24 protein-coding genes are annotated in these 26,072 nt (G+C 36.9%); 19 read left to right on the forward strand and 5 right to left on the reverse strand.

Annotated elements, in window-relative coordinates; genetic code table 11:
• From FUA48_RS17520 to FUA48_RS17530, 3 genes are read right to left on the reverse strand one after another with little or no spacing between them, the layout of a single operon-like run.
• Nucleotides 1–1,482 carry a hypothetical protein gene (locus FUA48_RS17520; protein ID WP_147584794.1) on the reverse strand — a complete coding sequence of 494 codons (1,482 nt, stop codon included), beginning with the start codon at nt 1,480–1,482 and terminating at the stop codon, nt 1–3.
• A 2-nt stretch (nt 1,483–1,484) separates the two neighbouring features.
• Nucleotides 1,485–2,867, reverse strand: a complete 1,383-nt coding sequence (locus FUA48_RS17525) for a class I SAM-dependent methyltransferase (protein WP_147584795.1) — start codon at nt 2,865–2,867, stop codon at nt 1,485–1,487.
• Nucleotides 2,851–3,048 carry a hypothetical protein gene (locus FUA48_RS17530; protein WP_129751866.1) on the reverse strand — a complete coding sequence of 66 codons (198 nt, stop codon included), beginning with the start codon at nt 3,046–3,048 and terminating at the stop codon, nt 2,851–2,853. Before FUA48_RS17530 ends, FUA48_RS17525 begins: the two co-directional genes overlap by 17 nt.
• 154 nt (nt 3,049–3,202) lie before the next feature.
• On the opposite strand from FUA48_RS17530, the gene FUA48_RS17535 reads away from it, so the two are divergent.
• The 4 genes from FUA48_RS17535 to FUA48_RS17550 are packed head-to-tail and all read left to right on the forward strand — an operon-like array spanning nt 3,203 to nt 8,108.
• Nucleotides 3,203–5,668 (forward strand): T9SS type B sorting domain-containing protein, encoded by a 2,466-nt coding sequence (locus FUA48_RS17535; RefSeq protein WP_147584796.1) that lies wholly within the window; start codon nt 3,203–3,205, stop codon nt 5,666–5,668.
• An 8-nt stretch (nt 5,669–5,676) separates the two neighbouring features.
• A complete protein-coding gene (locus FUA48_RS17540) occupies nt 5,677–6,963 on the forward strand; it encodes a MutS-related protein (protein ID WP_147584797.1) in 1,287 nt (428 codons plus the stop codon).
• Nucleotides 6,960–7,526, forward strand: coding sequence for a hypothetical protein (locus FUA48_RS17545; RefSeq protein ID WP_147584798.1), 567 nt, complete (start codon nt 6,960–6,962; stop codon nt 7,524–7,526). Before FUA48_RS17540 ends, FUA48_RS17545 begins: the two co-directional genes overlap by 4 nt.
• Nucleotides 7,527–7,535: 9 nt before the next feature.
• Complete coding sequence (locus FUA48_RS17550; protein WP_147584799.1) at nt 7,536–8,108, forward strand: DUF3137 domain-containing protein; 573 nt, start codon at nt 7,536–7,538, stop codon at nt 8,106–8,108.
• Here FUA48_RS17550 and FUA48_RS17555 read toward each other — a convergent pair.
• Nucleotides 8,105–8,710, reverse strand: coding sequence for a trimeric intracellular cation channel family protein (locus FUA48_RS17555; RefSeq protein WP_147584800.1), 606 nt, complete (start codon nt 8,708–8,710; stop codon nt 8,105–8,107). The two genes, FUA48_RS17550 and FUA48_RS17555, sit on opposite strands and share 4 nt — an antisense overlap.
• The gene (locus tag FUA48_RS17560; protein WP_147584801.1) at nt 8,710–9,441 is read right to left on the reverse strand and encodes an RDD family protein; all 732 of its coding nucleotides are present in this window, start codon (nt 9,439–9,441) and stop codon (nt 8,710–8,712) included. The genes FUA48_RS17555 and FUA48_RS17560 overlap by 1 nt, the downstream gene beginning before the upstream one ends.
• Nucleotides 9,442–9,463: 22 nt before the next feature.
• Here FUA48_RS17560 and FUA48_RS17565 point away from each other — a divergent pair, with 22 nt between their 5' ends.
• The 15 genes from FUA48_RS17565 (at nt 9,464) to FUA48_RS17635 (ending at nt 26,055) form a co-directional block, all read left to right on the forward strand.
• Nucleotides 9,464–10,453, forward strand: coding sequence for a stage II sporulation protein M (locus FUA48_RS17565; protein WP_147584802.1), 990 nt, complete (start codon nt 9,464–9,466; stop codon nt 10,451–10,453).
• Nucleotides 10,428–11,348: a hypothetical protein gene (locus tag FUA48_RS17570; RefSeq protein WP_147584803.1), complete on the forward strand. Its 921-nt coding sequence runs from the start codon at nt 10,428–10,430 to the stop codon at nt 11,346–11,348. Before FUA48_RS17565 ends, FUA48_RS17570 begins: the two co-directional genes overlap by 26 nt.
• Nucleotides 11,341–12,102: a DUF4129 domain-containing protein gene (locus tag FUA48_RS17575; protein WP_147584804.1), complete on the forward strand. Its 762-nt coding sequence runs from the start codon at nt 11,341–11,343 to the stop codon at nt 12,100–12,102. Before FUA48_RS17570 ends, FUA48_RS17575 begins: the two co-directional genes overlap by 8 nt.
• 1 nt (nt 12,103) lies before the next feature.
• Nucleotides 12,104–13,300, forward strand: coding sequence for a DUF4350 domain-containing protein (locus FUA48_RS17580; RefSeq protein ID WP_147584805.1), 1,197 nt, complete (start codon nt 12,104–12,106; stop codon nt 13,298–13,300).
• Nucleotides 13,300–14,373, forward strand: a complete 1,074-nt coding sequence (locus tag FUA48_RS17585) for an AAA family ATPase (RefSeq protein ID WP_147584806.1) — start codon at nt 13,300–13,302, stop codon at nt 14,371–14,373. Before FUA48_RS17580 ends, FUA48_RS17585 begins: the two co-directional genes overlap by 1 nt.
• Nucleotides 14,373–15,701 carry a DUF58 domain-containing protein gene (locus FUA48_RS17590; RefSeq protein WP_147584807.1) on the forward strand — a complete coding sequence of 443 codons (1,329 nt, stop codon included), beginning with the start codon at nt 14,373–14,375 and terminating at the stop codon, nt 15,699–15,701. Before FUA48_RS17585 ends, FUA48_RS17590 begins: the two co-directional genes overlap by 1 nt.
• Nucleotides 15,702–15,743: 42 nt before the next feature.
• Nucleotides 15,744–16,532 carry a TrmH family RNA methyltransferase gene (locus tag FUA48_RS17595; protein WP_147584808.1) on the forward strand — a complete coding sequence of 263 codons (789 nt, stop codon included), beginning with the start codon at nt 15,744–15,746 and terminating at the stop codon, nt 16,530–16,532.
• Nucleotides 16,533–16,544: 12 nt separating this feature from the next.
• A complete protein-coding gene (locus FUA48_RS17600; protein ID WP_147584809.1) occupies nt 16,545–18,593 on the forward strand; it encodes a M48 family metalloprotease in 2,049 nt (682 codons plus the stop codon).
• A gap of 33 nt (nt 18,594–18,626) precedes the next feature.
• Nucleotides 18,627–19,160, forward strand: coding sequence for a hypothetical protein (locus FUA48_RS17605; RefSeq protein WP_147584810.1), 534 nt, complete (start codon nt 18,627–18,629; stop codon nt 19,158–19,160).
• Nucleotides 19,160–19,708: a cupin domain-containing protein gene (locus FUA48_RS17610; RefSeq protein WP_147584811.1), complete on the forward strand. Its 549-nt coding sequence runs from the start codon at nt 19,160–19,162 to the stop codon at nt 19,706–19,708. The genes FUA48_RS17605 and FUA48_RS17610 overlap by 1 nt, the downstream gene beginning before the upstream one ends.
• Before the next feature lie 100 nt (nt 19,709–19,808).
• Nucleotides 19,809–22,031, forward strand: a complete 2,223-nt coding sequence (locus FUA48_RS17615) for a RelA/SpoT family protein (protein ID WP_147584812.1) — start codon at nt 19,809–19,811, stop codon at nt 22,029–22,031.
• Nucleotides 22,031–22,372 carry a hypothetical protein gene (locus FUA48_RS17620; RefSeq protein WP_147584813.1) on the forward strand — a complete coding sequence of 114 codons (342 nt, stop codon included), beginning with the start codon at nt 22,031–22,033 and terminating at the stop codon, nt 22,370–22,372. The genes FUA48_RS17615 and FUA48_RS17620 overlap by 1 nt, the downstream gene beginning before the upstream one ends.
• Nucleotides 22,373–22,423: 51 nt before the next feature.
• Nucleotides 22,424–22,876, forward strand: coding sequence for a Fur family transcriptional regulator (locus FUA48_RS17625; protein WP_129751849.1), 453 nt, complete (start codon nt 22,424–22,426; stop codon nt 22,874–22,876).
• 109 nt (nt 22,877–22,985) lie between these two features.
• Nucleotides 22,986–24,257 carry an adenylosuccinate synthase gene (locus tag FUA48_RS17630; protein ID WP_147584814.1) on the forward strand — a complete coding sequence of 424 codons (1,272 nt, stop codon included), beginning with the start codon at nt 22,986–22,988 and terminating at the stop codon, nt 24,255–24,257.
• A gap of 133 nt (nt 24,258–24,390) precedes the next feature.
• Complete coding sequence (locus tag FUA48_RS17635) at nt 24,391–26,055, forward strand: OstA-like protein (RefSeq protein ID WP_147584815.1); 1,665 nt, start codon at nt 24,391–24,393, stop codon at nt 26,053–26,055.
• Nucleotides 26,056–26,072: the final 17 nt, after the last annotated feature.

Raw genomic sequence — 26,072 nt, forward strand, 5'->3', positions numbered from 1 at the left:
TTATTTTTCTATCTTTTCAAACACCTGTTCTCCCTTATCATTTATGTAAAGATAAAGTCCCTGAGGTTCTTTAAGACGCACATAGCTCTTATCTTCCTGCAAATTTTCAAGATAAGACTTATCCTGAGACAGATAAGAAAACAATACCCTAAAAATATTCACATTCGTTTTCAGTTCTTTGTCATAAGCATCCGCTTCGGCATCATTCCATTTTATTGCCAGCAAAGCCCCAAACATAGAGTTTACCTTGTATTTATTTGTCGTTTTGTAATTAGACTGCAAACTATAGGCAAAACCTGCAAAACCACCATGATCAGCCCCTATAATTATTATTGCACCCGGGTCTTTCTCTTCAAGGTAAGTAATAACTTTCTCTAACCAAATATTGGCTTCATTAACTCCGCTAAGGTATTTATCCTTTTCTTCCTGTATTGCCTGTTCTTCAGCTATTGAGCGTTCGTATACACCTATATGTCCAGGAGTGAATTTTTCAATAAAGAAAAAGTTACCTCCGTCACTAATATTTTGAGTATTATTTTTAAGCGATTCAAAAACGTCATAATTAACAGCCCATCCGTCTTTAATAACAGGTATTTCCGAATAAGATATATTACAGTAATCGTAACCTAAATCAGGCCTGTTCATTATCAAATAAGGCTTTTCGCTTATAAGATGAGTTTTGTAATTATTATTCTTAAGCGTTCGCAGTACGGCATTATCTCCCACAATTATTTCCCTTGCCCTGTATTTTTCAACATCGGCTGCACTGTAGTGATGTTTCATAGAGAACATGGAGGAATTTGAAAGCAGTGTAGAATAATAATTAGACCTTTGGTTATCATACACCTTAAAGCCTTCCTTGTCAAGATAGTTCCAAAAGGCAGTATTATCAAAGTTATAAATGCTATCCCTAAAGTTTACCGGATTAGTGTAACCGTCCGGCTGAATGTAATAGATATTTGGCCTCTTTTTAAAGACTGCCATTTCTATATTATCTGGCTGTTTTTGCCATTGTTTATCAGCTTTAGAGAAAACAATTCCTAAAATTGGTACCAGATTAAAAAAGGAAAGAAAAATAAACAGTATGATAAAAAGCTTGTAATACTTTTTATATTTTTTTGATATAAACCATGCTGCTATTATTATTAGCAACAGCGTACCTTTTTCTGTAAACTGTAAAACAATAAGATCAAAAATAAAGTAAAACAATATGCCCAGCATCCCTACAAACAGGTAGTTTCTTCTATACTCGCCAAGCTTTACAAGAGGAAGTACCTTGTATCCAAAAAATAAAACCGTAACGGGTATAATTATATAAAATGCCGCAAATAAGGAAAGCTGTACTAATGAATTAGCTAAAGCAAAGTTCTTAGAGTAATAGAACAAAAGCAGGTATAAGCCTACGCTAAATCCTGCCAATATGGGAGTATCCTTATCAGAATTGATAAAATCTAAAATCTTTTGCCTTAGTTTTTCAATCATGTTTATTTTCTTTTTAGTAAATACATCGTCCTTTGTGTATTAGGTATAAGTTGTTTTTCTACTATATCAAAATACACACTGTATTCCTTTTCAAAATCGGTAATGTTATAACCGTCAAAATGACCTTTAAACTCACGTTTACTGTTTAAAAGGAAGTCTACCCAAGAGTCTCCCCTGTCCGGAAACTCAATAATAAGATAAGGCGTTAAAGAAGCAAACAGATTTGCCGACATACTAAACGGCACATTTCCCGTAAGGGATATATGATGTATAAGGGCAAGTGCCATAGCCATATCATAGTTACCTTTTTTAATCCTATCCAGCAAGGAATCCCTTTCGGCATTGTTGAGTCCTATTCCGGGAACCGGATTCACCAGGTCGCTAACCAGTGGTAATATATTACTCTCTTTGTTTTTTAAGACCTGTAGGTAGTTTTGGTCTACAGCATTGGGGTCAATGTCGGTTACCAGTATTTCCTCTGCCAAATCTTTAAGCACTCGCGAAAAAGTACCGTCATTACCGCCAAAATCAATAAGCTTAGAAGCATTTACACTTCCATACCATTTTCTAACCAAATCCTTTTTGTAATCAAAAGCTTCAGCATCATAATTGGTTATACTATAATAGTCTTTCCACTCTGTCTTTTCATTAAGCTCAAGATCTTTAATGTAGTTGTAGAGCGAATCTAATATCTTGATTTGTGCCTCTTTTGAAATATTTATTTTCCTTTCTTTTTCTGCACCTACACTATTGCTGTACTTGGCATCATACTTAGCCGTAAGATAAATATTGGTATAAATAACCGGACTAAACCTGCATTTAAAAGGTAACATTTTTGCAGCCTTATCCAGCGGAATACCATCTATATGCTGCATAAGCAGCTTAAGTATATCGTTACCATAATACTTTGCCAAAAGTAATGGGGCAAAAAAATGCATTAAAAACTGCCTGTAGGCTCTCCACGGCTCACCATCTGTATAAAAATCAAAAGAAAGGCTGTCTACAAAAACAGGCTTTCCTTTATGAAACGTAATATTAAATGCTGTGGCATCCTTAAGCGAATAACCATTTTGAATACAGTATTTCTGCAGTTTTAAGGTATGAAGCGCAGCATGTTTGTACTGATTAAAACTCCATTCGTATGGATAGGAAAAAAACGGAATATTTTCAGGCCTAATTACAATTCCATTATCATCTGCCTTTACTTCTTCATGCGGGATAAGAAGACCCGCTTTAAAAAGCTTATCATAAAACCCTTTATTCTTAAGCGAATTATATTGCTTAAAGTATACAGGGTTTACCTGTCTTAATACAGTATCATTCTCTGTAAAAATATATCCCGACGGATCCCTGAACGAAGAAGCATGCCTATTTTGTGTCTGCATCAGATTTGTCTTCTATATCAATATCTCCCATTAGGTCCTGCTCCTGCTTCTTACCAAAAACAGATTTTATTTTTGTGGTAATCCTTTTATAAAATAAAGCTATGGAAGCTCCAACCGCAACAAGCAGCTGCACTATTAAAGCACCTGTACCGGGATCGAAGTATAAAAATATATGACTCATAATTCTCTTTTGAACTGGTAAAAATAGAAAATTATCCGGCACATAGGGAATTTATGAGGTTTAATAATCTAAAACGCTGTATTTGTTATACATTTAAGCAAAAAAGGACAGCTTTATCAAATATTTTCTATTTTTAAGCAAAAATAAATTTGCCGTGAAAAGAAAACTACTCTCCATTTTTTTAATGTTGTTTGCTGTATCCTCTTTATACAGTCAGGTAGATATTCAATTATACGAGCAGTTTAACGGTAAATATGATTTTACTTTTGTAGGTAATACGCTCAACACCATACCAAACGGCGCCGGACTTGACTGTAGCATACTAACCTCATCTTCGGCAGAGCTTAACTTAAATCCGGATGACCAGATATTTAAGGCCTATCTTTATTGGGCAGGTTCAGGTACGGGTGATTTTGAAATACAGCTTAACGGACAGGACGTAGTGGCAACACGTACTTTCCCTGTGGTATTTGTTAGTACTTCCGATTTAATTCCCCGTGATTTTTTCAGTGCCTTTGCCGATGTAACCTCTTTAGTTCAAACCACAGGTAACGGTACCTATACGGTTTCTGAACTTGATCTTACCGATGTAATTAATAATGACGTCCCTCCTTCCTCTAACCTGTATTGCCAAAACGGGACAAACTTTGGAGGATGGGCCATTTTTGTTGTTTATGAAAATGACAACCTCCCCTTAAACCAGCTTAATCTTTATGACGGGTTACAGTTTGTACCCACATCTATAGACATTACTCTTCCCAGCCTTAATGTAATAGACAATATTGGGGCGAGCATAGGCTTTATTGCGTGGGAAGGCGACGCCAATATTGCTAACAACGAAGTACTATCCATTAATGGAAACGTACTTGGCAACCCACCGTTAAATCCCTCTAATAATGCCTTTAACGGCACTAACAGTGTTACCGGAGCCAGCGATATGTACAATATGGATCTTGATATTTACAATATCCAGAACATGATACAGATTGGTGATGAATCGGCAGAGATAAGCCTGCAGTCGGCACAGGATTTTGTAATGGTAAATGCCATTATAACCAAACTTAACAGCCAGCTGCCCGATGCTACTATTGAAGTTACCGATGTAAGGCAAGAGTGTAATTCTTTAAGTCTGGACGTAGATTATACGGTATACAATACAAACAGTACAGACCCGCTCCCGGCAGGAACTCCTATAGCCGTCTATGCTAATGGCATTTTGGTAGGGACTACACAAACACAAACAGAATTACCCATAGATGGTAATGAAAATGGCACTATTACCATAAATCTACCGCCGGATACTCCTGTTGATTTTGAACTGGTATTTGTTGTAGATGACAATGGTAACGGAACAGGAAGTATTACCGAAACCAACGAAAACAATAATTCCTTTACGGTTAACGTAACACGATGGGTATCTCCTCCCCTACAGCAGCCTGAAGACATAACTGTTTGTGAAACGGCTAATAACAGCGGTATAGGGATTTTTGATTTCTCGGCTTATGAAGAAGACCTTAAAAACTCGCCAACGGATATTGTTCGTTTCTATACATCACAAGATAATGCCAATAATGATATTGACCATATTACCAATCCGGAGAATTATACATCTAACGGACCGGCACAGGAAATTTTTGTTCGCCTGGAGGATGAACACGGGTGTTATACCATTGGCTCATTCTTTCTTTATGCAGTAGACTGCCTTTTCCCCGATGCAACCATAACAGCGTATGATGTGGTTAAAACCTGCGACTCGAGGATAATTGAAGTATCTTATACAGTTTATAATTTAGATAGTGACGATATACTGCCTGCCGGAACACCAATATCTATCTATGCAAACGGACAGTTTATAGAATATACCGAAACCTTAATGAACATACCTATAGGCGGTAGCGAAGAAGGAACAATAACACTTACCATTCCTGATGCCCTGCCTATGGATTTTGAGCTGACCTTTGTTGTGGATGATACAGGCGATGGCACAGGCATAATACAGGAAACAGACGAAACAAACAATACATATACTATCTCTGTATCTTTAGTAGCATCACCAACCATAACAGGACTGGAAGATATTATCTCCTGTAATGAAGGTTACGGATTGGGTACTTTTGATTTTTCTGATTACGCACAGTCATTAAAAAATGACCCTGACGATACAGTTAATTTCTATCTTACACAACAGGATGCAGAACAGGGTGTTAACCCTATAAATAACACTACAGGCTTTGTTACTACAACTAACCCTCAGGAAATTTTTGTTCGCTTAAATGATGAGTTCTGCTACACTATAGCATCATTTTTGTTGTATACAAAAAACTGTCCGCCGCAAACCTATAATTATGTTACCCCTAACGGCGATGGTATAAACGATACATTTTTTGTAAGAGGGCTTAGAAATATATTCCTCAATTTTAAAATGAAAATTTATAACCGTTGGGGAAGGCTTGTATGGGTAGGCGATCACAGTATGGAAGACTGGGACGGGGTTGCAACCGAAGAAAAAGTAGGTTCTGACAACAATACCGTACCGGTAGGCACTTATTATTTTGTGCTGGAACTGAACGATCCTGATTACCCTGAACCTATTGTGGGCTGGGTATATGTAAGCAAATAACCACACCGATGGAAATTAAAGACCTGAGTATTAATGAGGATATCCTCAACCTTTTTAATTATACACTAAACGACGATGCTAAAGCAACCGTAAAAAACCTATTGCTTAAACCTCTCGAAACAAAAGAACAAATACTATACAGACAGCATGTTCTAAAAGGCTTTCTCGAAAACATTTCCCTTTTTGAAACCTATTCCTATTCCCGTATAGACTTCAGGCAGGTCTACATTTTTTTACAAAGTTTTGATGATGAGGAGTTCCTTGAAAAAGGACTAAAGCTAAAACTACATTTTTCTAAACAAAAACATTATGATTATCGTAGCCGCTGTGTACAACTTATCATGCTTTTTCACAGGCTGCATAATCATTACATTAAAAATATTGTTACAGTACCTTTCCCTGAAGAGTATAAAAACGACATAAGGCTTATCGACGATTTTTTAAGCAGCTTTAAACTGGATTATTATGAAAACCTCATCAGGGCCCACAAATTCGGGGTTAAGCATATAGTACAGATTCTCAAACTCATCTCAATTAAAAAAAGAAAAAAGGAAATTGTAGCTTTTCAGGATGCCTACACCCTTTTTGAAGCCTATATATCTATAGCCAAGGGGATAATACGACACAAACTTGCCTTTCCTGAAATATCTGAGAAACAGGTAGCCCTTACCCAATTTTATCATCCCTTATTGGCTAATCCGGTAAAAAACTCCTTTGAGGCAAACAGCAATGTAGTACTTATTACAGGCCCCAACATGTCGGGCAAATCAACCCTGCTAAAAGCAATCAGTATTTGTATTTATCTGGGCAATATAGGTTTTGCGGTACCGGCACAGGCGGCGAAGATCCCTAAGTATGATAACATATCGGTATTTATCAATCTTAACGACGACCTTCAAAGCGGCTACAGCCATTTCATGACCGAGATTATAAACCTGAAGAAAGTGGTGGAGCAGTCGGGTACAGATAAACCCCACTATGCCGTTTTTGACGAACTGTTTAGGGGAACCAATATTGATGATGCTCTTGAAATAAGCAAAGCAACGCTTAAAGGCCTGCTTAATTTTAAAAACTCATTGTTTTTTGTATCAAGCCACCTCCACCAACTTACCGAAATGGAAGAGATACAAAACGGTAGTATTGCAACCTATTACTTAGACTGCAACCTTAAAGAAAGTACTCCGGCATTTACCTATGAGCTTAAACCGGGTTGGAGCGATATTAAAATAGGCCGTATACTTTTTGAGAAAGAAGGCCTTAATGAACTCTTACAGCACAAACACACTTTATCATGAATACAAAAAAGTGGCAGGAATTTGCCGAACACATACAGGGAGAATTTGTAAAAAAAAGTTTTTGGCATACCTCTAAAGTAGAAAAGAACTACAAGGGAAACAGAGTTGTATTTGAAAACTACACAACAGGAGATGAAACAAACCAAACCTGTACAAAAGTAACCGCGTTTCTTTATTTAAAGAAGGATTTTGTGTTTCAGGTATACAACAGTAATTTCTTTACAACCATTGCTAAATACTTCGGTATGCAGGATATACTTATAGGCAGTCCTGACTTTGATAAAAAATATATCGTAAAAAGTAATGATGGCTTTAAGATAAAACAACTATTAAGGACTCCCGAAGTAAGAAATGAAATTGAAAACTTTAAGTATATTTATATAACTCTGTCCAAAAGCAAAACCTTTTGGAACAGAAAAGCACCCGAAAATCTATATGAGCTATGTTATAATACCCACAAAGACATTAAAGATTTTAGGGAACTGGAAACCATTTACCATTTACTTACTGTGGTAATAAATCAGCTGCAGGAAATGCATCTTATTGAAGATATAAAACAATAAACATACCTTATGAAATCTCTACAATGGCAGGAATTTGCAAAGTATATTAATGGTTCTTTTACAAAACATCATTTTTGGCATTCCGCCAAAGTTGACACAATTTATAAGAACCATAGAATAATTTTTGATAATTATACTGTTTACAAAACTGTTTCAAGTACTACAGTAACCCAAACTTATACGAGGGTGATTACTCCTCTTTCATTTAAGCAGGAATTTTATTTTGAAATCTACCGTAAAAGTATTTTTAGCTCCATCGCTAAGCTGTTCGGAATGCAGGATATTGAGACAGGACATCATGAGTTTGATAAAGACTTTATCATAAAAAGTAATAACGGCTTTAAAGTAAAACAATTACTAAACAGTCCCGAAGTGAGAAAATCTATAGAAAGCATTCAAAACATTAATTTATCCATTTCAGATAATGAAGGTATTTGGGGAGATAAGCTTCCTGAAGGACAGGCTGAACTTTCTTTTTATTGTGAAAAAGAGATACATGATTTTGAAAAACTAAAAGAAATTCAGATACTTTTTCACACTATACTCGACCAATTTCAAAATATGGAGATTATCAATAATTAATCCCTGCTTAAAGGCGGCAACGACCATTTAAACACAACCGCCATAAGCCTCGTAGCTATAATAACTCCCGATGTAAGTATATAAAGTAATCCGTCGGGTACATGCAGTGCTTTTAGGAGAAAGAAAACACAGCCTCCCAAAATACAGATAGTGGCATATATCTCTTTCCTGAATATTACAGGAATCTCGTTACATAATATATCCCTGGTTACTCCGCCAAAACATGCTGTCATGGTACCCAGTGCTACACATATAACAGGGTGCAGGTTTATTTCCAATCCTTTTTCAAGACCAATAAGCGTAAAGACTCCAAGTCCTATGGTATCAAAAAAGAAAAGGGATGTGCGTAGCTTGTCCAGTTTTTTCCTGAAAATAACCGCCAAAAAGAATCCTGCAATAATTACATATACATAATTAAGATCCCTCATCCACCCTACAGGCGATCTTCCTATCAAAACATCACGCAGGGTTCCTCCGCCTACTGCGGTAACAAAGGCAATAACAAAAACCCCAAAGGGATCCATTTTTTTATTAATCGCGGTCAAAACTCCGGAGATGGCAAATGCCATAGTCCCGAAAACATCAATCAGGTAAAAAAACATTACATTTTTTGTGTGTAGTAGTTGTAGTCTTTTATAATAGTATCAATAAAAGCCATTGGGCTCTTAGAAACCGATTTAATTCCGGTAACTGCTTCTATCTTATACTCCAGTTTATTGATAACATCAAAATCAGCACTCTTAACGGCTGTTTCATAAGTCTCTTTAATAATCCTCATATCATTATCACTAAGCCTGATAACTAACGGATAAGTAGGTACATAATCGTTCTTAAGCTCTTTAAGTATGGTATGGTCTATTGTAATTTTGTTTTTAAGATCTATTACTGCTGTACCGGCAGCCATATCTCCCAATCTTTGGGTTTTGTTACTCACTATCATTATAACTAGCCCTATAAAGCTTAATGGTGGTGTAACCTCTATTATCCTGAAAATCCATCGAAGAACATAATCTATAAACCCCGACTGATAGCCGTCTATTTTAATCACCTTAATCTTTAAAACCTTCTTCCCTACTGTCTGTCCTTCTAAAAGGCTTTCAAGCGTTAAGGCATAAAACAACACGGGTAAAGATATTAGTCCGTTTATAGCTGCATCTACTGCACGATCATCTCCCTTATACCAGTCTCCGGCATTTAAAACCCCATACATTATAATGTAATAAGCTATAAAAATAACAAAGTCAATAAGATAGGCCAGTATCCTTTCGCCAACAGAGGCCGTGTTAAAATTTATATTTACATTTTGTGTTGTGGTTATGGATAATTCTGACATATTTTTTTATTTTAGCTTCCCTATGAGAGAAGCAGCATTTATAAAACAAAATAAAGAAAAATGGCTTGAATTTGAACAGGCTATTTTTGGTAAAGCTAAAAAAAATCCTGATGAGTTAGCCAGCCTGTATATACATTTAGTTAACGATCTCTCTTACGCACAAACCTATTACACTAAAAGTAAGACAGTTACTTACCTAAATCATTTAGCTGCAATTACCTATCAAAAAATTTATAAGACCAAACGTGAAGAAGGCAACAGGTTTATAAGCTTCTTTAAAACCGAAGTACCCCTTATTGTTTACCAATACAGGAGATATGTACTTTATGCCTTTATCATGTTCTTTATATTTACCGGAATAGGCGTTTTATCGGCTATGAACGACGGTAGTTTTGTAAGGCTTATTTTAGGAGACGGTTATGTAAACATGACTCTGGAAAATATAGAAAACGGGAATCCTGTTGCGGTTTATAAAGATGGTAGTAACTGGGGAATGTGGTTTTACATTACCTTAAATAACCTAAGGGTAGGAATTACATCATATGTACTGGGGGCTTTTGGAGGCCTTGGTACAGGTTATGTATTGCTCTCAAACTGCATCATGCTGGGCTCATTTCAGTATTTCTTTTATGAGCATGGCGTGTTTTGGGAAAGTGTACGCGGTATATGGATACACGGTTCTATGGAAATCTTTGCCATGGTTATTGAGGCTGCTGCCGGTTTGGTATTAGGGGCATCTATACTGTTCCCTAAAACATATTCAAGGATGGCTTCCTTAAAAATCGGAATAAAAAACAGCCTGAAAATAGTAATAGGCACCATGCCTTTTACCATAATGGCAGGTATACTGGAAGGGTTTATAACCCGCTATTCACCGGATATGCCTAACTTTCTTAGTGTTGCCATAATACTGGTTACACTATCGTTAATATCATTTTATTTTTTAATATACCCTTATCTGGTTTATAAAAACACACACCTTAAACATGTTTCAACTCTACAAGCAGCGTAATTTTGGCGCTCTTATAAGTGATACTTTCACTTTTTTTAAGGCACACGGCAAAAACTATCTTAAAAGCTATTTTATTATAAGTGGCAGTATACTACTGGTAATATCGCTTGTTACATTTCTGTTAGCTAAGTTCATTTTAGGAGGTGACGAAGTAACCCGCTCTATGATGGATAACGGCACGTTTTATATTTTGGCTTTTTTAGGATGTTTTGTCTATTTAGTATTATCTCTTGTATGTTATAGTGTTGCCGTTTTCTACCTAAAAGCAATTCAGGAAAAAGAAGCTCCGGAAACAAAAGAAATTATAGCCCTGTTAAAAGCTAAACTGGGAAAAATAGTTCTTTTTCCTATAGCTTCGCTTATCTCATTTATACCTCTGATAACTCTGGTGCTTATTGTATCAGGTGCTGTTTCAGCGCTTATATTTGCTACTTTAGGACTTTTCGGTTCTATTTTAGGATTCTTTGTATTTGTTGTAATGGGGTCTTTCATGGCTAGCTGGGTCCTGCTTTCTTTTTATGACAACCTAACTAAAGATAATGGATTTTTCACCTCTATGGGTAATGGGTTCACAATAGTACTTAATGGCTTTTGGAAAAATGTAGGTGCAACTGCTATAATGGGTATTATAGTTTTTGCTGTTCTGTTTTTTGTTACCGTTCTTCCGGAGATAATAGGAACCTTTACATTACTGGATCAGGCTAATCCTGAAGTGTTTGACGGAAGTACAAGTATCCTTTCCATAATAGGTACAATCTTTACTGTACTTTTAAGTTTTGCAATAACAAATCTGGCTTTAATAGGCCAGGGAATGATTTACTATAGTAATGAAGAAGAAAAAGGAAACAATTCTCTTCATTCTCAAATAGATTTAATAGGAGGAGAAAGTGAATAAACTGCTTATTTATATTATTTTAATCTGCTTCCCTGTATTGGTATCGGGTCAGGCTACCGTAAACGATTCTGTTTCTGTGATAACAGAAGCAGCACTTTCGGCTACTGATACCGTTAACTATACACAAAGGGAATTTGAACCCGGCTTTAAAGAGCGCTATAAAGCCGATGAATTTATTTATGAAATAAAACCTAAACCTAAAACGGCATGGGACCGCTTTTTGGAATGGTTAAGAGATTTGCTGGACAGCATTTTTGGCCCTTCAGACGAAGAAGTTGCCGAGGAAAAAGGCGGAATAAGCTGGGGAGAAATAATAACTAAACTAGTTGCTGCGATACTAATCATTTTTGTGATTTATGTTATTGCCTCATCTATTGCCGGTAAGGAGATTTTCTGGATATTTAAACGTTCGGGTAAAAAGATATCAATTAACGAGATTATGAACGAAGATCTCGCTCAGGTTAACTTTAAAGATTTAATTAACGAAACCAAACAATCAGGCAATTACAGGCTGGCAACCCGCTATTACTACCTATGGTTGTTAAAGTTGCTAACTTACAGGGAAATTATAGAATGGCATCCTGATAAGACCAATTCAGACTACCTGTATGAAATTAACAACCCTGGCCTGAGAAAAGATTTTGAATACCTGTCTTATATATACGAATATATATGGTATGGAGAATTTGCAATAGATGAAGAAGCTTTTACTAAAGCCGAAAAAGCTTTTATTAAAACCTTAAATACGCTGTAATATGAAGAAACCAATTATTATATGTAGCGTATTACTTGTTGTTGTTCTAACACTTATAGTGTGGGCAGAAAACGCCGGGCCAAAAGCTATAGACTGGACACCCTCTTATCAAACCAATGATAAGATTCCTTTAGGACTTTATGTAATGAATAAGGAATCTAAAACGCTGTTTAAAAACAGTAAGGTAACCAAATTCTCTGAAACACCTTATGAGTTTTTAAATGCCCTTTATGATTATGATGTAAGTGATTATACCGAAACCGGAACTTTTATTAATATAGAAGCATACAACTCTATTGACACCGAGTCGGCACAGGAACTATTGTACTTTGCAGAATACGGTAATACCGTTTTCCTGAGCATGAAAGATTTTCCCGATGTAATATTAGACTCCCTTAAGATAGGTACCTCTTCGGGATATCACAAAAGAGATTCTATACCTCTAACTTTTGCAAACAAGAAACTTTCTTATAAAACCCAATCGCTTTCCGAAGGGGTAAGCTTTTTCCATTTTAATAAGATTGATACTTTAAACACTACTGTTTTAGGATATCAGGAAGTAAATGAAACCACTAAACAGGCAAATTTTATAAAGGTAGCTTACGGAAATGGTTATTTTATATTGCATACACAGCCTGCAGTATTTACTAATTTCCATTTGCTTAAGGGAAAACACCATACCTATGCCGAAAATGTTGTGTCATACCTGCCTAAAGGAAATATTTATTGGTATTCGCATTCTTTCCTTAATAACAGGCAAAGCAACTCTATTATAAGATATATACTATCTCAGCCACCATTAAAGAATGCATACTACCTGAGCCTTTTAGGAATTTTGATATTCATGATATTCAACGCAAGAAGAAAACAAAGAATAGTGCCTATAGTACCTCCGGTAAAAAACACTACCGTAGATTTTACAAAAACCATAGGTAACCTTTATTTCCAGGAAAGGAACCATCATACTATTATAGATAAAAAAATTATCTATTTCCTTGAACATATAAGAACTGTTTACCTTATAGATACTTACAGCCTTGACAGTACTTTTGTAGAAAAACTGCATCAAAAAACAGGTAAGCCTGTAGAAGATATTGAAAAAGCCGTAAGTTTGATAAAAAGGCACAGGCATAATTTTGACAGCACCGAAGCCGACTTAATAGAAATAAATAAAGCAATCGAAAATCTAAGATTATAATGGAATCATTCGAAAACAATAATGCAGAAAACAATCCGGAAAACCTTACAAACACCGAAAACCTTACTCCGGACACAACTAATACAGAAACTCAAAGTGATAATATAAACTTTAGTACCAGGCTTGATTTAACCGAATTACAAAACAGTATTGCACAGGTTAAAGAAGAAATAGGCAATGTAATTGTTGGCCAGCACAAAATGATAGACAGACTGCTTGTGGCTATACTGTCTAACGGTCACGTATTACTTGAAGGTGTGCCGGGTGTTGCAAAAACAATAACTGCTAAATTACTGGCAAGAACCCTTACGTTAGGATTCAGCAGGATTCAGTTTACACCAGACCTTATGCCTTCTGATATTTTGGGAACTTCGGTATTCGATCTTTCAAAATCTGAGTTTAACTTTAAGAAAGGGCCTATCTTTTCAAACTTCATCCTGATTGATGAGATTAACAGGGCTCCTGCCAAAACTCAGGCTGCTTTATTTGAGGTAATGGAAGAAAGACAGATAACCATAGAAGGAAAAACCCAGTTAATGGAGTCTCCTTTCCTTGTAATAGCTACCCAAAACCCTATTGAGCAGGAAGGTACTTACCGCCTGCCGGAAGCACAGCTTGACCGTTTCCTTTTCAAAATAACCATTGATTACCCTAAGCTTGAAGAAGAGATTTCTATACTTCAAAGAGAAAATGCACTTCAAAACAAAGAGAAGCTGCAGGATGTGAAAAAAATACTTTCTCAGCAAGACATCATTAAATACCAGGGATTGGTAAAACAGATTGTTATTGAGCCAAACCTTATAGAATACATTGCTAAAATAGTAGCAAATACACGTGATAACGCTTTCCTTTATTTAGGGGCTTCTCCGCGTGCTTCTATAGCAATACTTAATGCGGCAAAAGGTTATGCTGCTTTAAGAGGAAGGGACTTTGTTACTCCTGATGATATTAAAGATTCTGCCGTACCGGTATTACAGCACCGTGTGGTTGTAGCTCCTGAAAGAGAAATGGAAGGACTTACAAGCGAGCAGATAATCAAACAGATAATTGACAGTGTAGAAATTCCGCGTTAATGAAGTGGCTTAAACAAATATATCTTAACAATTTCTTTTTCTATGTGTTTTCAGGACTCATGGTAGTCTTCATACTCGCATATTTCTATCCGGCACTGTACCGCGTGGCGTGGCTGCTGTTTTATATTTTCCTGGGGTTTACTGCCATGGATTTCCTGATGCTTTTTACCAATCAGAAATTGAGTGCATCCAGAAATACACCCGAAAAATTTTCTAATGGCGACGAAAACCCGGTTACGGTAAAAGTTACCAGTGGTTATGCTTTTCCTGTGTCTGCAAAGATTATAGATGAGATACCTTTACAGTTCCAGATGCGTAATTTTGAAATAAAAAGAAATTTAAGCACCGGTAAGGAAGACATATTTGAATATTTATTAAGACCTGTAGAAAGGGGCGAATACCATTTTGGGAAACTCAATGTGTTTGTAACATCTCCGCTTAAACTGGCGTGCCGCAGATTTTCTTTTGATGAAGGGCAAATGGTACCCACCTACCCTTCTTTCATCCAATTAAGAAAGTACGACCTTATGGCTTTTTCCAATACGCTAATGCAATACGGGTTAAAAAAGATAAGACGTATAGGTCATACCATGGAGTTTGAACAGATAAAAGAATATGTTTCGGGAGATGATATACGTACCATAAACTGGAAAGCCACAGCAAAGAAAAACCAGCTGATGGTAAACCAGTTTCAGGATGAGAAGTCTCAAAACGTTTATATGGTTATAGACAAGGGGCGTGTAATGAAAATGCCTTTTGAAGGCCTTAGCCTTTTAGACTATGCCATTAACGCTACACTCGTACTCTCTAACGTAATCCTTAAAAAACAGGATAAGGCCGGTATGTTTACTTTTTCTAAAAAAGTAGAAAACCGTGTAGCTTCTGAAAGGCGCAACTCTCAAATGCAGAAAATAATGGAAAACCTGTATAATGTAGGCACCGACTTTTTTGAAAGTGACTTCAGTACGCTATATGGAGACATTAAGAAAAATATTAATCACAGGAGCCTCATAATACTGTACACAAACTTTGAGACTATGGACGGCCTTAAAAGACAGCTTCCATACCTTAAAGGAATAGCAAAAAACCATTTGCTTGTAGTTGTATTTTTTGAGAATACAGAGCTTGATGCTTTTGTACAGAAAAAAGCCGAAAACGTTCAGGAGATATATGATCAGGTAATAGCCGAGAAATTTGCTTTTGAAAAAAGGCTTATTGTTAGCGAACTTAGAAAATATGGTATCTACTCTGTACTAACCAAGCCGGAGAACCTTACTATAGAAAGTATAAACAAATACCTGGAGATAAAAGCAAGGGGTATTTTGTAATACTTATACTTTGTACCTTTGCTGCTTTATACGACTGCTAATATGAAACAGATTTCCAGTACTCAAAACCCGTTTATAAAATCGTTAGTGCAGCTTCAGGAAAAAGCGAAGGCACGCAGGCAAAGCGGTACTTTTTTAATAGAAGGCCAGCGCGAAATAATGCTTGCAACAAAAGGCGGCTATGAACTGGAATCGGTACTTTTTGTACCTGAAATGATTAGCGAAGCAGAGGTTAAACAACTGGCAGGAAGGCAGGCTAATCTTACAGAAATAAACAGGGAAGTCTACCAAAAACTGGCTTACCGCGATACTACCGAAGGAATTTTGGCAGTTGCCAAATCAAAATCTTTACGCCTTGAGGATCTACAGTTAGGCGACAATCCGCTTATACTTGTAGCCGAGGCTACCGAAAAGCCCGGTAATTTAGGGGCTTTATTACGTACTGCCGATGCCGCAAACCTTGATGCCGTAATTATAGCCAATCCTAAAAGTGATATGTACAATCCTAATATTGTACGTTCCAGCGTAGGCTGCCTTTTCACTAACCAAATTGCTACGGCAAGTACACAGGAGGTTATAGATTTTCTTAAATCTAAAGGAATTGCCATTTATTGCGCTACACTTCAGGATTCAACTTATTACCACACACAGGACTACTCTACCCCTACTGCATTGGTTGTAGGAACCGAAGCCACTGGGCTTACTCACGAATGGAGGGATGCGTCTACCAAAAATATTATTATACCCATGCAGGGCGAGATAGATTCTATGAATGTATCTGTCGCTGCAGCCATACTTATTTTTGAAGCCAAACGGCAAAGAGGTTTTTAAAATATAATACCTATGAACCACACCATTACTATTTCAAAAAACTTTAAGCAAAAAACCGTTATGGCCATATTAGCCATAATCCTGTTTGTTATTACTTACCTTGTTTTAATTGCTGCTGCTCTAGGCTTAACCATTCTTTGTGGCTATGGAGCGATTATGCTTATTGCATTAAGACCTTCATTAATAACTATAATGCTTGGGTTGGGACTGGGTAGTATGGGACTACTGATACTTTTTTTTCTTATCAAGTTTATTTTTGCAGTAAGCAAAAAAGAAGAACCCGACTATATCAGAATATATGAAGAAGACGAACCTGAATTATTTGCCTTAATTGAAGATATCGTTGCACAGGTTGGCACATCGTTTCCTAAAAAGATTTATGTATCCCATCAGGTTAATGCTTCGGTGTTTTACAATTCCAGTTTTTGGAGCATGTTCCTGCCTGTAAAAAAGAACCTGGTAATAGGTATGGGATTAATGAACTCTGTTACTGTTGACGAATTTAAAGCCATTATGGCACACGAATTTGGGCATTTCTCCCAAAAAAGCATGAAGGTAGGCAGTTATGTATATAATGTAAACCAGATAATACATAACATGCTTTACAAGAACGATTCGTTTGATGAAGTGGCTAAAAGCTGGTCGGATGTAAGTACCTATTTTGCACTTTTTACTTTGTTAGGCATACAGGTAATTACCGGAATAAAGTGGATTCTTAAACAGGTATACAATGTACTTAATCTTAGCCATTCGGCACTTTCAAGAGAAATGGAATTTCATGCTGATGAAGTGGCCGCTTTGGTAGCCGGCTCATCACCTGTAGCTTCATCATTAGTAAGACTTGATTTAGCATCTATTTCATTAGAACGGGTTTTGAATTTTTATAGCGGAAAAATTGAGCAAAATATAAGGCCTGTCAATATTTATCCGCAACAACAGTTCCTAATGTTTTTTATAGCAACCGAAAATAAACTGCCTATAGAAAACGGATTACCTATGGTAACCTTGGAGAATAAAAGCAGGTTAAATTTATCGAAATTAAAATTTGATGACAAATGGGCTACTCACCCAAGTGATGAAGACAGGGTTAACAGGGTTAAAAACCTTAATCTTACAAGTAATACCATAAACAATAACCCTTCCCTTTCACTTATTAAAGATGCTACACAATTACAGCTAAAGGTAACATCAAAACTGTTTTCAAAGGTTCCCTATACTTCTCGGGAAACTAAAAATCATGGCATTGAAGATTTTGAGATTGAGTTCAACACGAATGTCAGCAAAAACTCTTTTGATAAAAAGTTCAACAAATATTTTGATGACTTCCTTACACCTGATATAGACCTTAACGATATTATAGAAACCACCACCACCGAAAAGGAACTGTTTAGTGAAGAAAATGTAGAACTACACTACAACATTAAAGGACTTGAAAGTGATCTTGCTATAGTTAAACAGATTTCTCATAAAGAAACCCCTATCAAAACTTTTGGTTTTGACGGAAAAAACTACAAAAAACAGGAAGCTGCAGTACTAGCTGTGAGTATTGAAAATGATATTGAACAGTTAAAGGAAAAAAAGCAAAGGAACGACAGGAAAATATTCAGTTTCTATTACCATATTGCCTTACAGTCAGGCAAAGCAGAAGAATACAAAAACAGGTATAAAACATTTGCTGCCTTCACTAAAAAAGGTGATGAAGAACTTAGGGCTATTGATGAAATAAAAGGGATGACCCTGTTTCTTAATGAAACGACAACATTTAAAAAAATCGAGTCCAACTTCAGGAAGCTTTTCCCTAAAGAACAAATACTAAGAGAGAAAATAAGACAACTCCTTAATAATAGTGAGTATGAATCTATACTAGTTCCCGAACTGAAAGACAACCTGAACAAATATGCTTCCTACAACTGGACGTATTTTGAGAATGAAAGTTATAAAAATGAAAACCTTCAAACTTTCTTTAACGGGATAGATGCTTACGTTTTTGTGCTCCAGGTTAAATGCCGCATGCTGAAAAAAGATTTTCTTGACTTCCAGGCTACTTTGACTTCTATATAGTATTACCTATCTTTGAGCATTAACGTTTTTACTATGCAGTCAAAATTTTTAGCTTTATTTATCCTTTTCTCTCTTACTATATCAGCTCAGGAAAATGAGGGTATCTCATGGAAAGAAGCTTCCATTAACGATAAGATAAAACTATCCTTATCACTGGCCGACTTTGAAAACAGATATAAAAAAGCCGATAGTATAGTAAATGGCTACGCCTACAGCTGTGCTGAGAAAGCTGAAGTTGAAGTAAAGCTTTATTACTACAAAGGGATATGTTTTGAACTGCAAAAAGACAACACACTTAAATTCAGCAGTATTGATTTTTCTGTTCGCAAGGCTATGTACTTTTCCATAAATGAAGACTGGTTTGATCATACTACCAGCCTTAAAAGCTTTCATCGTTCTTTCCCTGAACAGGCTGAGTATGTTGAAGACATTTATGATGAAGTGACCGGAGAAGAATACCAGAGTGTGGTTATTTTTCCGCGTGACCTTTCGGAAGGCTACGAATGGAACTTTAATTTCAAAAACGGAAAACTACACTCCATTACTTACATTGAGAGCTGCAAATAATGCCGGAACCCAAAACCTATTATAACCCTGTAAACGGGGAATACACCAAAATACTGGAAAGCGCTGCCGATACTAATGGTGAATATTCGCATCTGGAAGTTTGCCTGAAACCGGGAGGAGGCAATCCGCCCCATTACCATAAAAAATTTACAGAAGAGTTTTTTGCAGTTAAGGGCTTGCTGGGCTTGCAGTATGAAAAGGAAGATCTTCACTTACAGCCGGGAGAAAACAGATTGGTTCCTATAGGTACGGTACACCGCTTTTTTAATAACACCGATGAAGAAATAATCTTCAGGATTATTTTACGAAAGGGACAGCCGGGCTTTGAAAACTTTATAAAATCGTTGTTTGGACTGGTAAACGACGAAAAAACAACCAAAAGGCAAACACCTAAAAATCCGCTTTATGCGGCATTGCTTTTAAAATGGGGCGATACCCACTTAAAAAACCCATTTTTTTACCTGCTTACACCTTTTGCAGGAATGGCATATTTTTTGGCTAAAGTAACAGGTGCAGATACACGACTGAAAAACAGGTATTGCCGTTAAACACTATAAATTCAGGCTATTGAATTATCATATTTTGTGATGGCAACCCTATTGCAGATGTTAATTTATTTAGTTATTTTTAATCATATTGTACAGGACTATGATAGAGATAGATATAGAACAGGAAAATAAGGCAATTGCCAAGGAATATAAGGAACTACTCCGAATCAGTTACCAGACACTTACCGAAGAGGACAAGAAGCTGATACGCAAAGCTTTTGACGTAGCAGTAGACGCGCACAAGGACCAGAGAAGAAAATCGGGCGAAGCCTATATCTTCCACCCTATTGCTGTTGCAAAAATTGTAGCCGCTGAGATAGGTTTGGGCGCAACTTCTATTGCCTCTGCCCTGCTGCACGATGTTGTAGAGGATACCGACCTAACTGTTGAAGATATCGAGAGGATGTTTAATCCTAAAATTGCTCAGATTGTTGAAGGGCTAACCAAAATAGCACAGGTTAAAACCGATCAGGAAATATCGATACAGGCAGAAAACTTCCGTAAAATGCTGCTTACCCTTAATGATGACGTGAGGGTAATACTTATTAAGATTGCCGACAGGCTGCACAACATGCAGACTATGGAGTCTATGGTAGACTACAAGCAGGCAAAAATAGCATCGGAAACACTTTATATCTATGCTCCGCTGGCACACCGCCTGGGCTTATATAACATTAAGACTGAGTTGGAAGATCTGGGCCTTAAATATACCGAACCGGATATTTACAATGACATTGTAAGTAAAATGAAGGAAAGCAAGGAGGAACAGGATGCTTACATTAAATCCATTTCTGATGTGCTTAAGGATTCGCTTAACGGCGAAGGCATCGACTATGTTATAAAAGGAAGGCCAAAATCCATCTATTCTATAAGAAGGAAAATGCTGGCTCAGGGCGTTACTTTTGATGAAGTTTACGACAAGTTTGCCCTGCGCATTATTTATAAGGCACCACCACAGGAAGAAAAATTCCTGGCATGGAAAATATATTCTATAGTTACCGATCATTACAGGCCCAGCCCCAGCCGTTTAAGGGACTGGATATCGTCACCTAAATCTACCGGATATGAAGCCCTGCACATTACTGTTATGGGACCAAAAGGCCGCTGGGTTGAAATACAGATACGTAGCGAGCGTATGGACGAGATTGCCGAAAAAGGTTATGCGGCCCACCACAAATATAAAGGTGTGGGTGGTGAAGAACACGGGCTTGAAACATGGCTTAACCTTTTAAAAGAAGCACTTGAAAACACATCAGGGAGTGCGGTGGATTTTGTAGAGGACTTTAAGCTTAACCTTTACTCTAAGGAAATCTATGTATTTACCCCTAAAGGCGACATCAAATCGTTGCCTAAAGGAGCCACATCACTTGATTTTGCTTTTAGTATACACTCAGAGATTGGGGTTAAAACAAGAGGTACCCGCGTAAACGGTAAGCTTGTACCGTTAAACCACGTGCTTAACAGTGGTGACCAGGTAGAGGTTATTACATCGGCTAACCAAAAGCCTAATCCGCACTGGTTAGATTATGTAACCACATCGCGTGCCCGAAATAAAATTAAGAACGTACTTAACGAGAGTACCAAGAAAATTGCCGAGGAAGGTAAGGAACTGCTTACCCGTAAGTTACGCCACCTTAAGGTAACCCTTAACGAAACCATAGTAAACGAACTGGTAAACTACTTTAAGCTTAAAACCAGTCTCGATTTGTTTTATCGTGTGGGTGTGGGTACTATAGACAACCAACAACTTAAGGATTATGCCGCGCTTAAGAGCAACACCTTTATGAATTTCTTTAAGGGTAACAAGATTAAGCGTACGCCAAGTGTACAACAGGAACAGGTAACTAAAGACGAGATAAGCAGAAACTATGACCTGTTGGTTTTCGGTAAGGATCAGGACAAACTGGACTATAAACTTGCTAACTGCTGTAACCCTATTCCGGGAGATGATGTATTTGGGTTTGTAACCATAAACGAAGGGATAAAGGTTCATAAAAAAGATTGCCCTAATGCCATCAGGCTACAATCTAATTATGCTTACCGTATTATGCCTGCAAAATGGATAGACTCATCTCAGGAAGAGTTTAAGGCTACCCTTAAAATTACAGGTATGGATACACTGGGGCTTGCCAACGAGATTACGCAGGTAATTTCAAACAACATGCATGTTAATATCCAGAGTATTTCCCTTAGCGGTAATGCCGGCATATTTAACGGACAGGTTTCGGTAATTGTTCAAAACAATACCATCCTTAAAAAACTTATGGAAAACATTAAGAAGATAGACGGTATTGATAAAGTGACCAGGATACCTAATAATTAATGTGGTTTAGCAAAAAACATAGAGAACCTATAAATCCATTTTCTTATCATGAAAGTGGATTTAGTTTCAATGAAGAACACATTAACTGGAATGACATACGCAGGGTAATCGCTTTTAAGGAAGACCTTATAACTGTAGACTGCATATATATTACCATTGAACTGGAAACAGATGAATATTTCAGCATACACGAAGACACACCCTGGTATGATGAATTTATGAAAAAGCTTGAAGAAAATATACAAATAAGTCAAACGTGGTTTTCTGATGTGGCTTTTCCTCCCTTTGAGAGAAATGAAACCGTAATTTATGATAAGAGTAAAATCACTTTTAATCAATAACCTTTTACTTCACAAAATTTAGCTTATCTTTGCACTTTGATTCACAAACTGATGGAAGAAAATAAAAACCAGGAGATTGTAAAAAATGTTTTCACGAAGTTCCTTGAGGATAAGGGGCATCGCAAGACCCCTGAGCGTTATGCCATACTTCAGGAAATATACAACAGCCAGGAACATTTTGATATAGAATCACTTTATATCAAAATGAAGAATAAAAACTACCGTGTAAGCCGTGCCACGCTATACAATACCATAGAACTTCTTTTAGACAGTGGTCTTGTTAGGAGGCACCAGTTTGGCCAAAACCAGGCACACTACGAAAAATCATATTTCGACAAGCAGCATGACCACATTATCATGACTGATACAGGAGAGGTTATAGAGTTTTGTGACCCAAGGATACAAAGCATAAAAAAAACCATAGAGGAAATATTTGGTATTGAAATTCATAACCATTCTTTATACCTTTACGGCCAGAAAAAACAGCCTGCAGCCGAAAATTAAATTGCAGTAAAATACGGCATTGGCAAACCAACTCCTAATAAGCGGTTGGTTTTTATTTTGTAAAGAACACGACAATAACAGCATAATATAAACAAACAAATAATACGGAATGACTGTAGATTTGCTACTTGGATTACAATGGGGCGACGAAGGCAAGGGAAAAATTGTTGACGTACTCACTTCAAAATATGATATTATAGCCCGTTTTCAGGGAGGGCCAAACGCTGGGCACACTCTTGAATTTGACGGCATAAAACACGTTTTGAGAACAATCCCATCAGGAATTTTCCATAAAAACTCCATCAACATTATTGGTAATGGTGTGGTTATGGATCCGGTTGTTTTTCAAAAAGAACTGGAGGGCCTTGAAAAATTTAATATAGATATTAAAACAAGACTGCTTATTTCCAGAAAAGCACATCTTATTTTGCCTACACACCGTTTACTTGATGCTGCATCTGAAGCTTCAAAAGGTAAGGCAAAAATCGGTTCTACATTAAAAGGTATTGGTCCTACTTATATGGACAAGACCGGTAGAAACGGTATCCGTATAGGTGATATTGAATTAGCTGATTTTGAAGAGCGTTACAGAGCTTTAGCTGATAAGCACGAGGCGATGATTGCATTTTATGATGTAGACCTTCAGTATGACCTTAAAGAAATGGAACAGGAGTTCTTTGCTTCGGTTAAAGCATTAAAAGAACTTACATTTATAGACAGCGAAGAATACCTGAACAAAGCACTAAAAGACGGGAAATCAATTCTTGCAGAAGGTGCTCAGGGATCGCTTCTTGATATAGATTTTGGTACTTATCCGTTTGTTACTTCATCTAACACTACTGCTGCAGGTGCATGTACCGGTTTAGGTATTGCTCCAAACAGGGTTAAAGATGTGTTTGGTATCTTTAAAGCATATACTACACGTGTAGGTAGCGGACCTTTCCCTACTGAGCTTTTTGACGAAGTGGGAGCTACTATGGCAAGAGTTGGTAACGAGTTTGGTTCTGTCACAGGACGTGCAAGACGTTGCGGATGGTTAGACCTTGTTGCACTTAAATATGCCGTACAGGTTAATGGTGTTACCCAGCTTTATATGATGAAGGGTGATGTACTTTCAGGATTTGATACCCTAAAAGTTTGTACAGCTTACAAATACAAAGGACAGGAAATAGACCACCTTCCTTACAACATTGAGCCGGAAAACGTAGAGCCGGTTTATGTTGAGAAAAAAGGCTGGAAAGCTGATCTTACAGGAATGACTACTTATGAGGAACTTCCTGCAGAGCTTAAGGAATACATTGAGTTTATTGAAAAAGAACTGGAAGTGCCTATCAAAGTTATTTCGGTAGGGCCGGACAGGACTCAGACGATAACAAAATAATACAGTAAGCGCTTTGGGAAACTAAAGCGCTTTTTTTATACACTTTGGTTCGGTTATTGCTTTTACCCAACAGTTATAAACATCTAACCTATTGTATTGTATTTTGCGTAAATTTGCATCAAATTTTTACAACTTGAAAAAACTGTTTTTTACTATTATCTGTATTCTGACACTTAGCAATACCTCAGTATTTGCTCAAGATAAGATTAAGATAATTCATACAGACTTTACAGACCGAAATCAAAAGGAAATACCCGGTGCCGCGGTACTGCTTGCAGGTAACGTGCAGGTAGAGCACAACGGTTCTAAAATATGGTGCAACAAGGCCTATATACTTGAAAACGAAAACTACCTAAAGGCTTTTGGTGATGTAAGGTTCAATCAGGGTGATACCCTGCACATGAACAGTGAATATGCCGAATATAACGGAAACAAAAACTTCGCTTATGCTTCGGGTAAGGTAGTTATGCGTTCGCCGGACATGACCCTATCAACAGATACTATCTATTTTGACAGAAATAAACAGGAGGCCTATTACAACTCCTACGGTACTATTGTTAGCGGCGAGAACACTCTTAAAAGTAAGTCTGGAAGATTTTATGCCAACCAAAAGAAATACCAGTTTCTAACAGCTGTTACACTTACAAATCCTAAGTATGTATTAAAATCAAATCATCTTGATTATTATACAAACTCAGGACATGCCTACGTTTTTGGTCCATCTACAATAACCAGCAAAGAGAATTATATATATACCGAGAACGGTTTTTATGACACCAAAAAGAACTTTGCCCACCTGTTGGACAATTCATACATAAAAAACGACACCCAGATTATAGAGGGCGACAGTATTTATTATGACAGGAACAGGGATTTTTCTTCTGCTACAAACAATGTAAAGGTTACCGATACTGTAAACAAATTTATAGCAAAAGGACATTATGCCGAAGTATACAAAAAACAGGACTCCCTTTTCCTTACCAAAAGAGCCCAAGTGATTACTCTGGTTGAAAAAGACTCGCTATATACCCATGCTAAACAAATAGTTATTACTGGTAAAGAAGGAGAAAGAATTGTAAGAGGCTACAACAATGCACGTTTCTACAAAGTAGATATCAGCGGTAAATGTGACTCTATCCATTCGTCAGAAAAAACAGGACTTACACAACTTATAGGCAGGCCTGTAATTTGGAACGGAGAAAGCCAGCTTACAGGCGATGTAATGCACCTCATTTCTGATACTAAAACCGAAAAGCTAGATTCATTAAAGGTCCTCAACAATGCCTTTGTGATACAGCTGGATACCATATCAGCCAAAAAGAATCCGTCCAATCCTAATTTCAATCAGATAAAGGGACTAAATCTTTATGGTAAGTTTAAAGACAACAAACTCCATATTGTAGACCTTATAAAGAATACCGAAAAGATTTTATACAATTATGACAAAGAAGATTTAATAGGTATCGATAAAAGCAAAAGCAGTAAGATAAGAATGATATTTGAAAACAACGAACTGGTTAATGCCATATCGTATACTAATGTTGACGGAACTACATATCCCGAAAAAGATTTTCCTGAGAACGTAAAAAAATTCAGGGGATTTGAATGGCGGGGCGATGAAAGGATAAAAAGGAAAGAGGACATTTTCCCTCCGGAAGAACAGGAACTGCATGAGCAGATAGTAAAAGAAAGCGAAGAAAAGAAAAAGGAGGAAATAAAACCTATGGAAGTGCTACAGGAAACGCTTGATTATGACAAGAACAATCCTAAACCCAAACCCCCTGTAATAAAAGAATAAGCGGCATCTCTAATAAG

This window comes from Flavobacterium alkalisoli, from assembly GCF_008000935.1.
Taxonomy (GTDB): Bacteria; Bacteroidota; Bacteroidia; order Flavobacteriales; family Flavobacteriaceae; genus Flavobacterium; species Flavobacterium alkalisoli.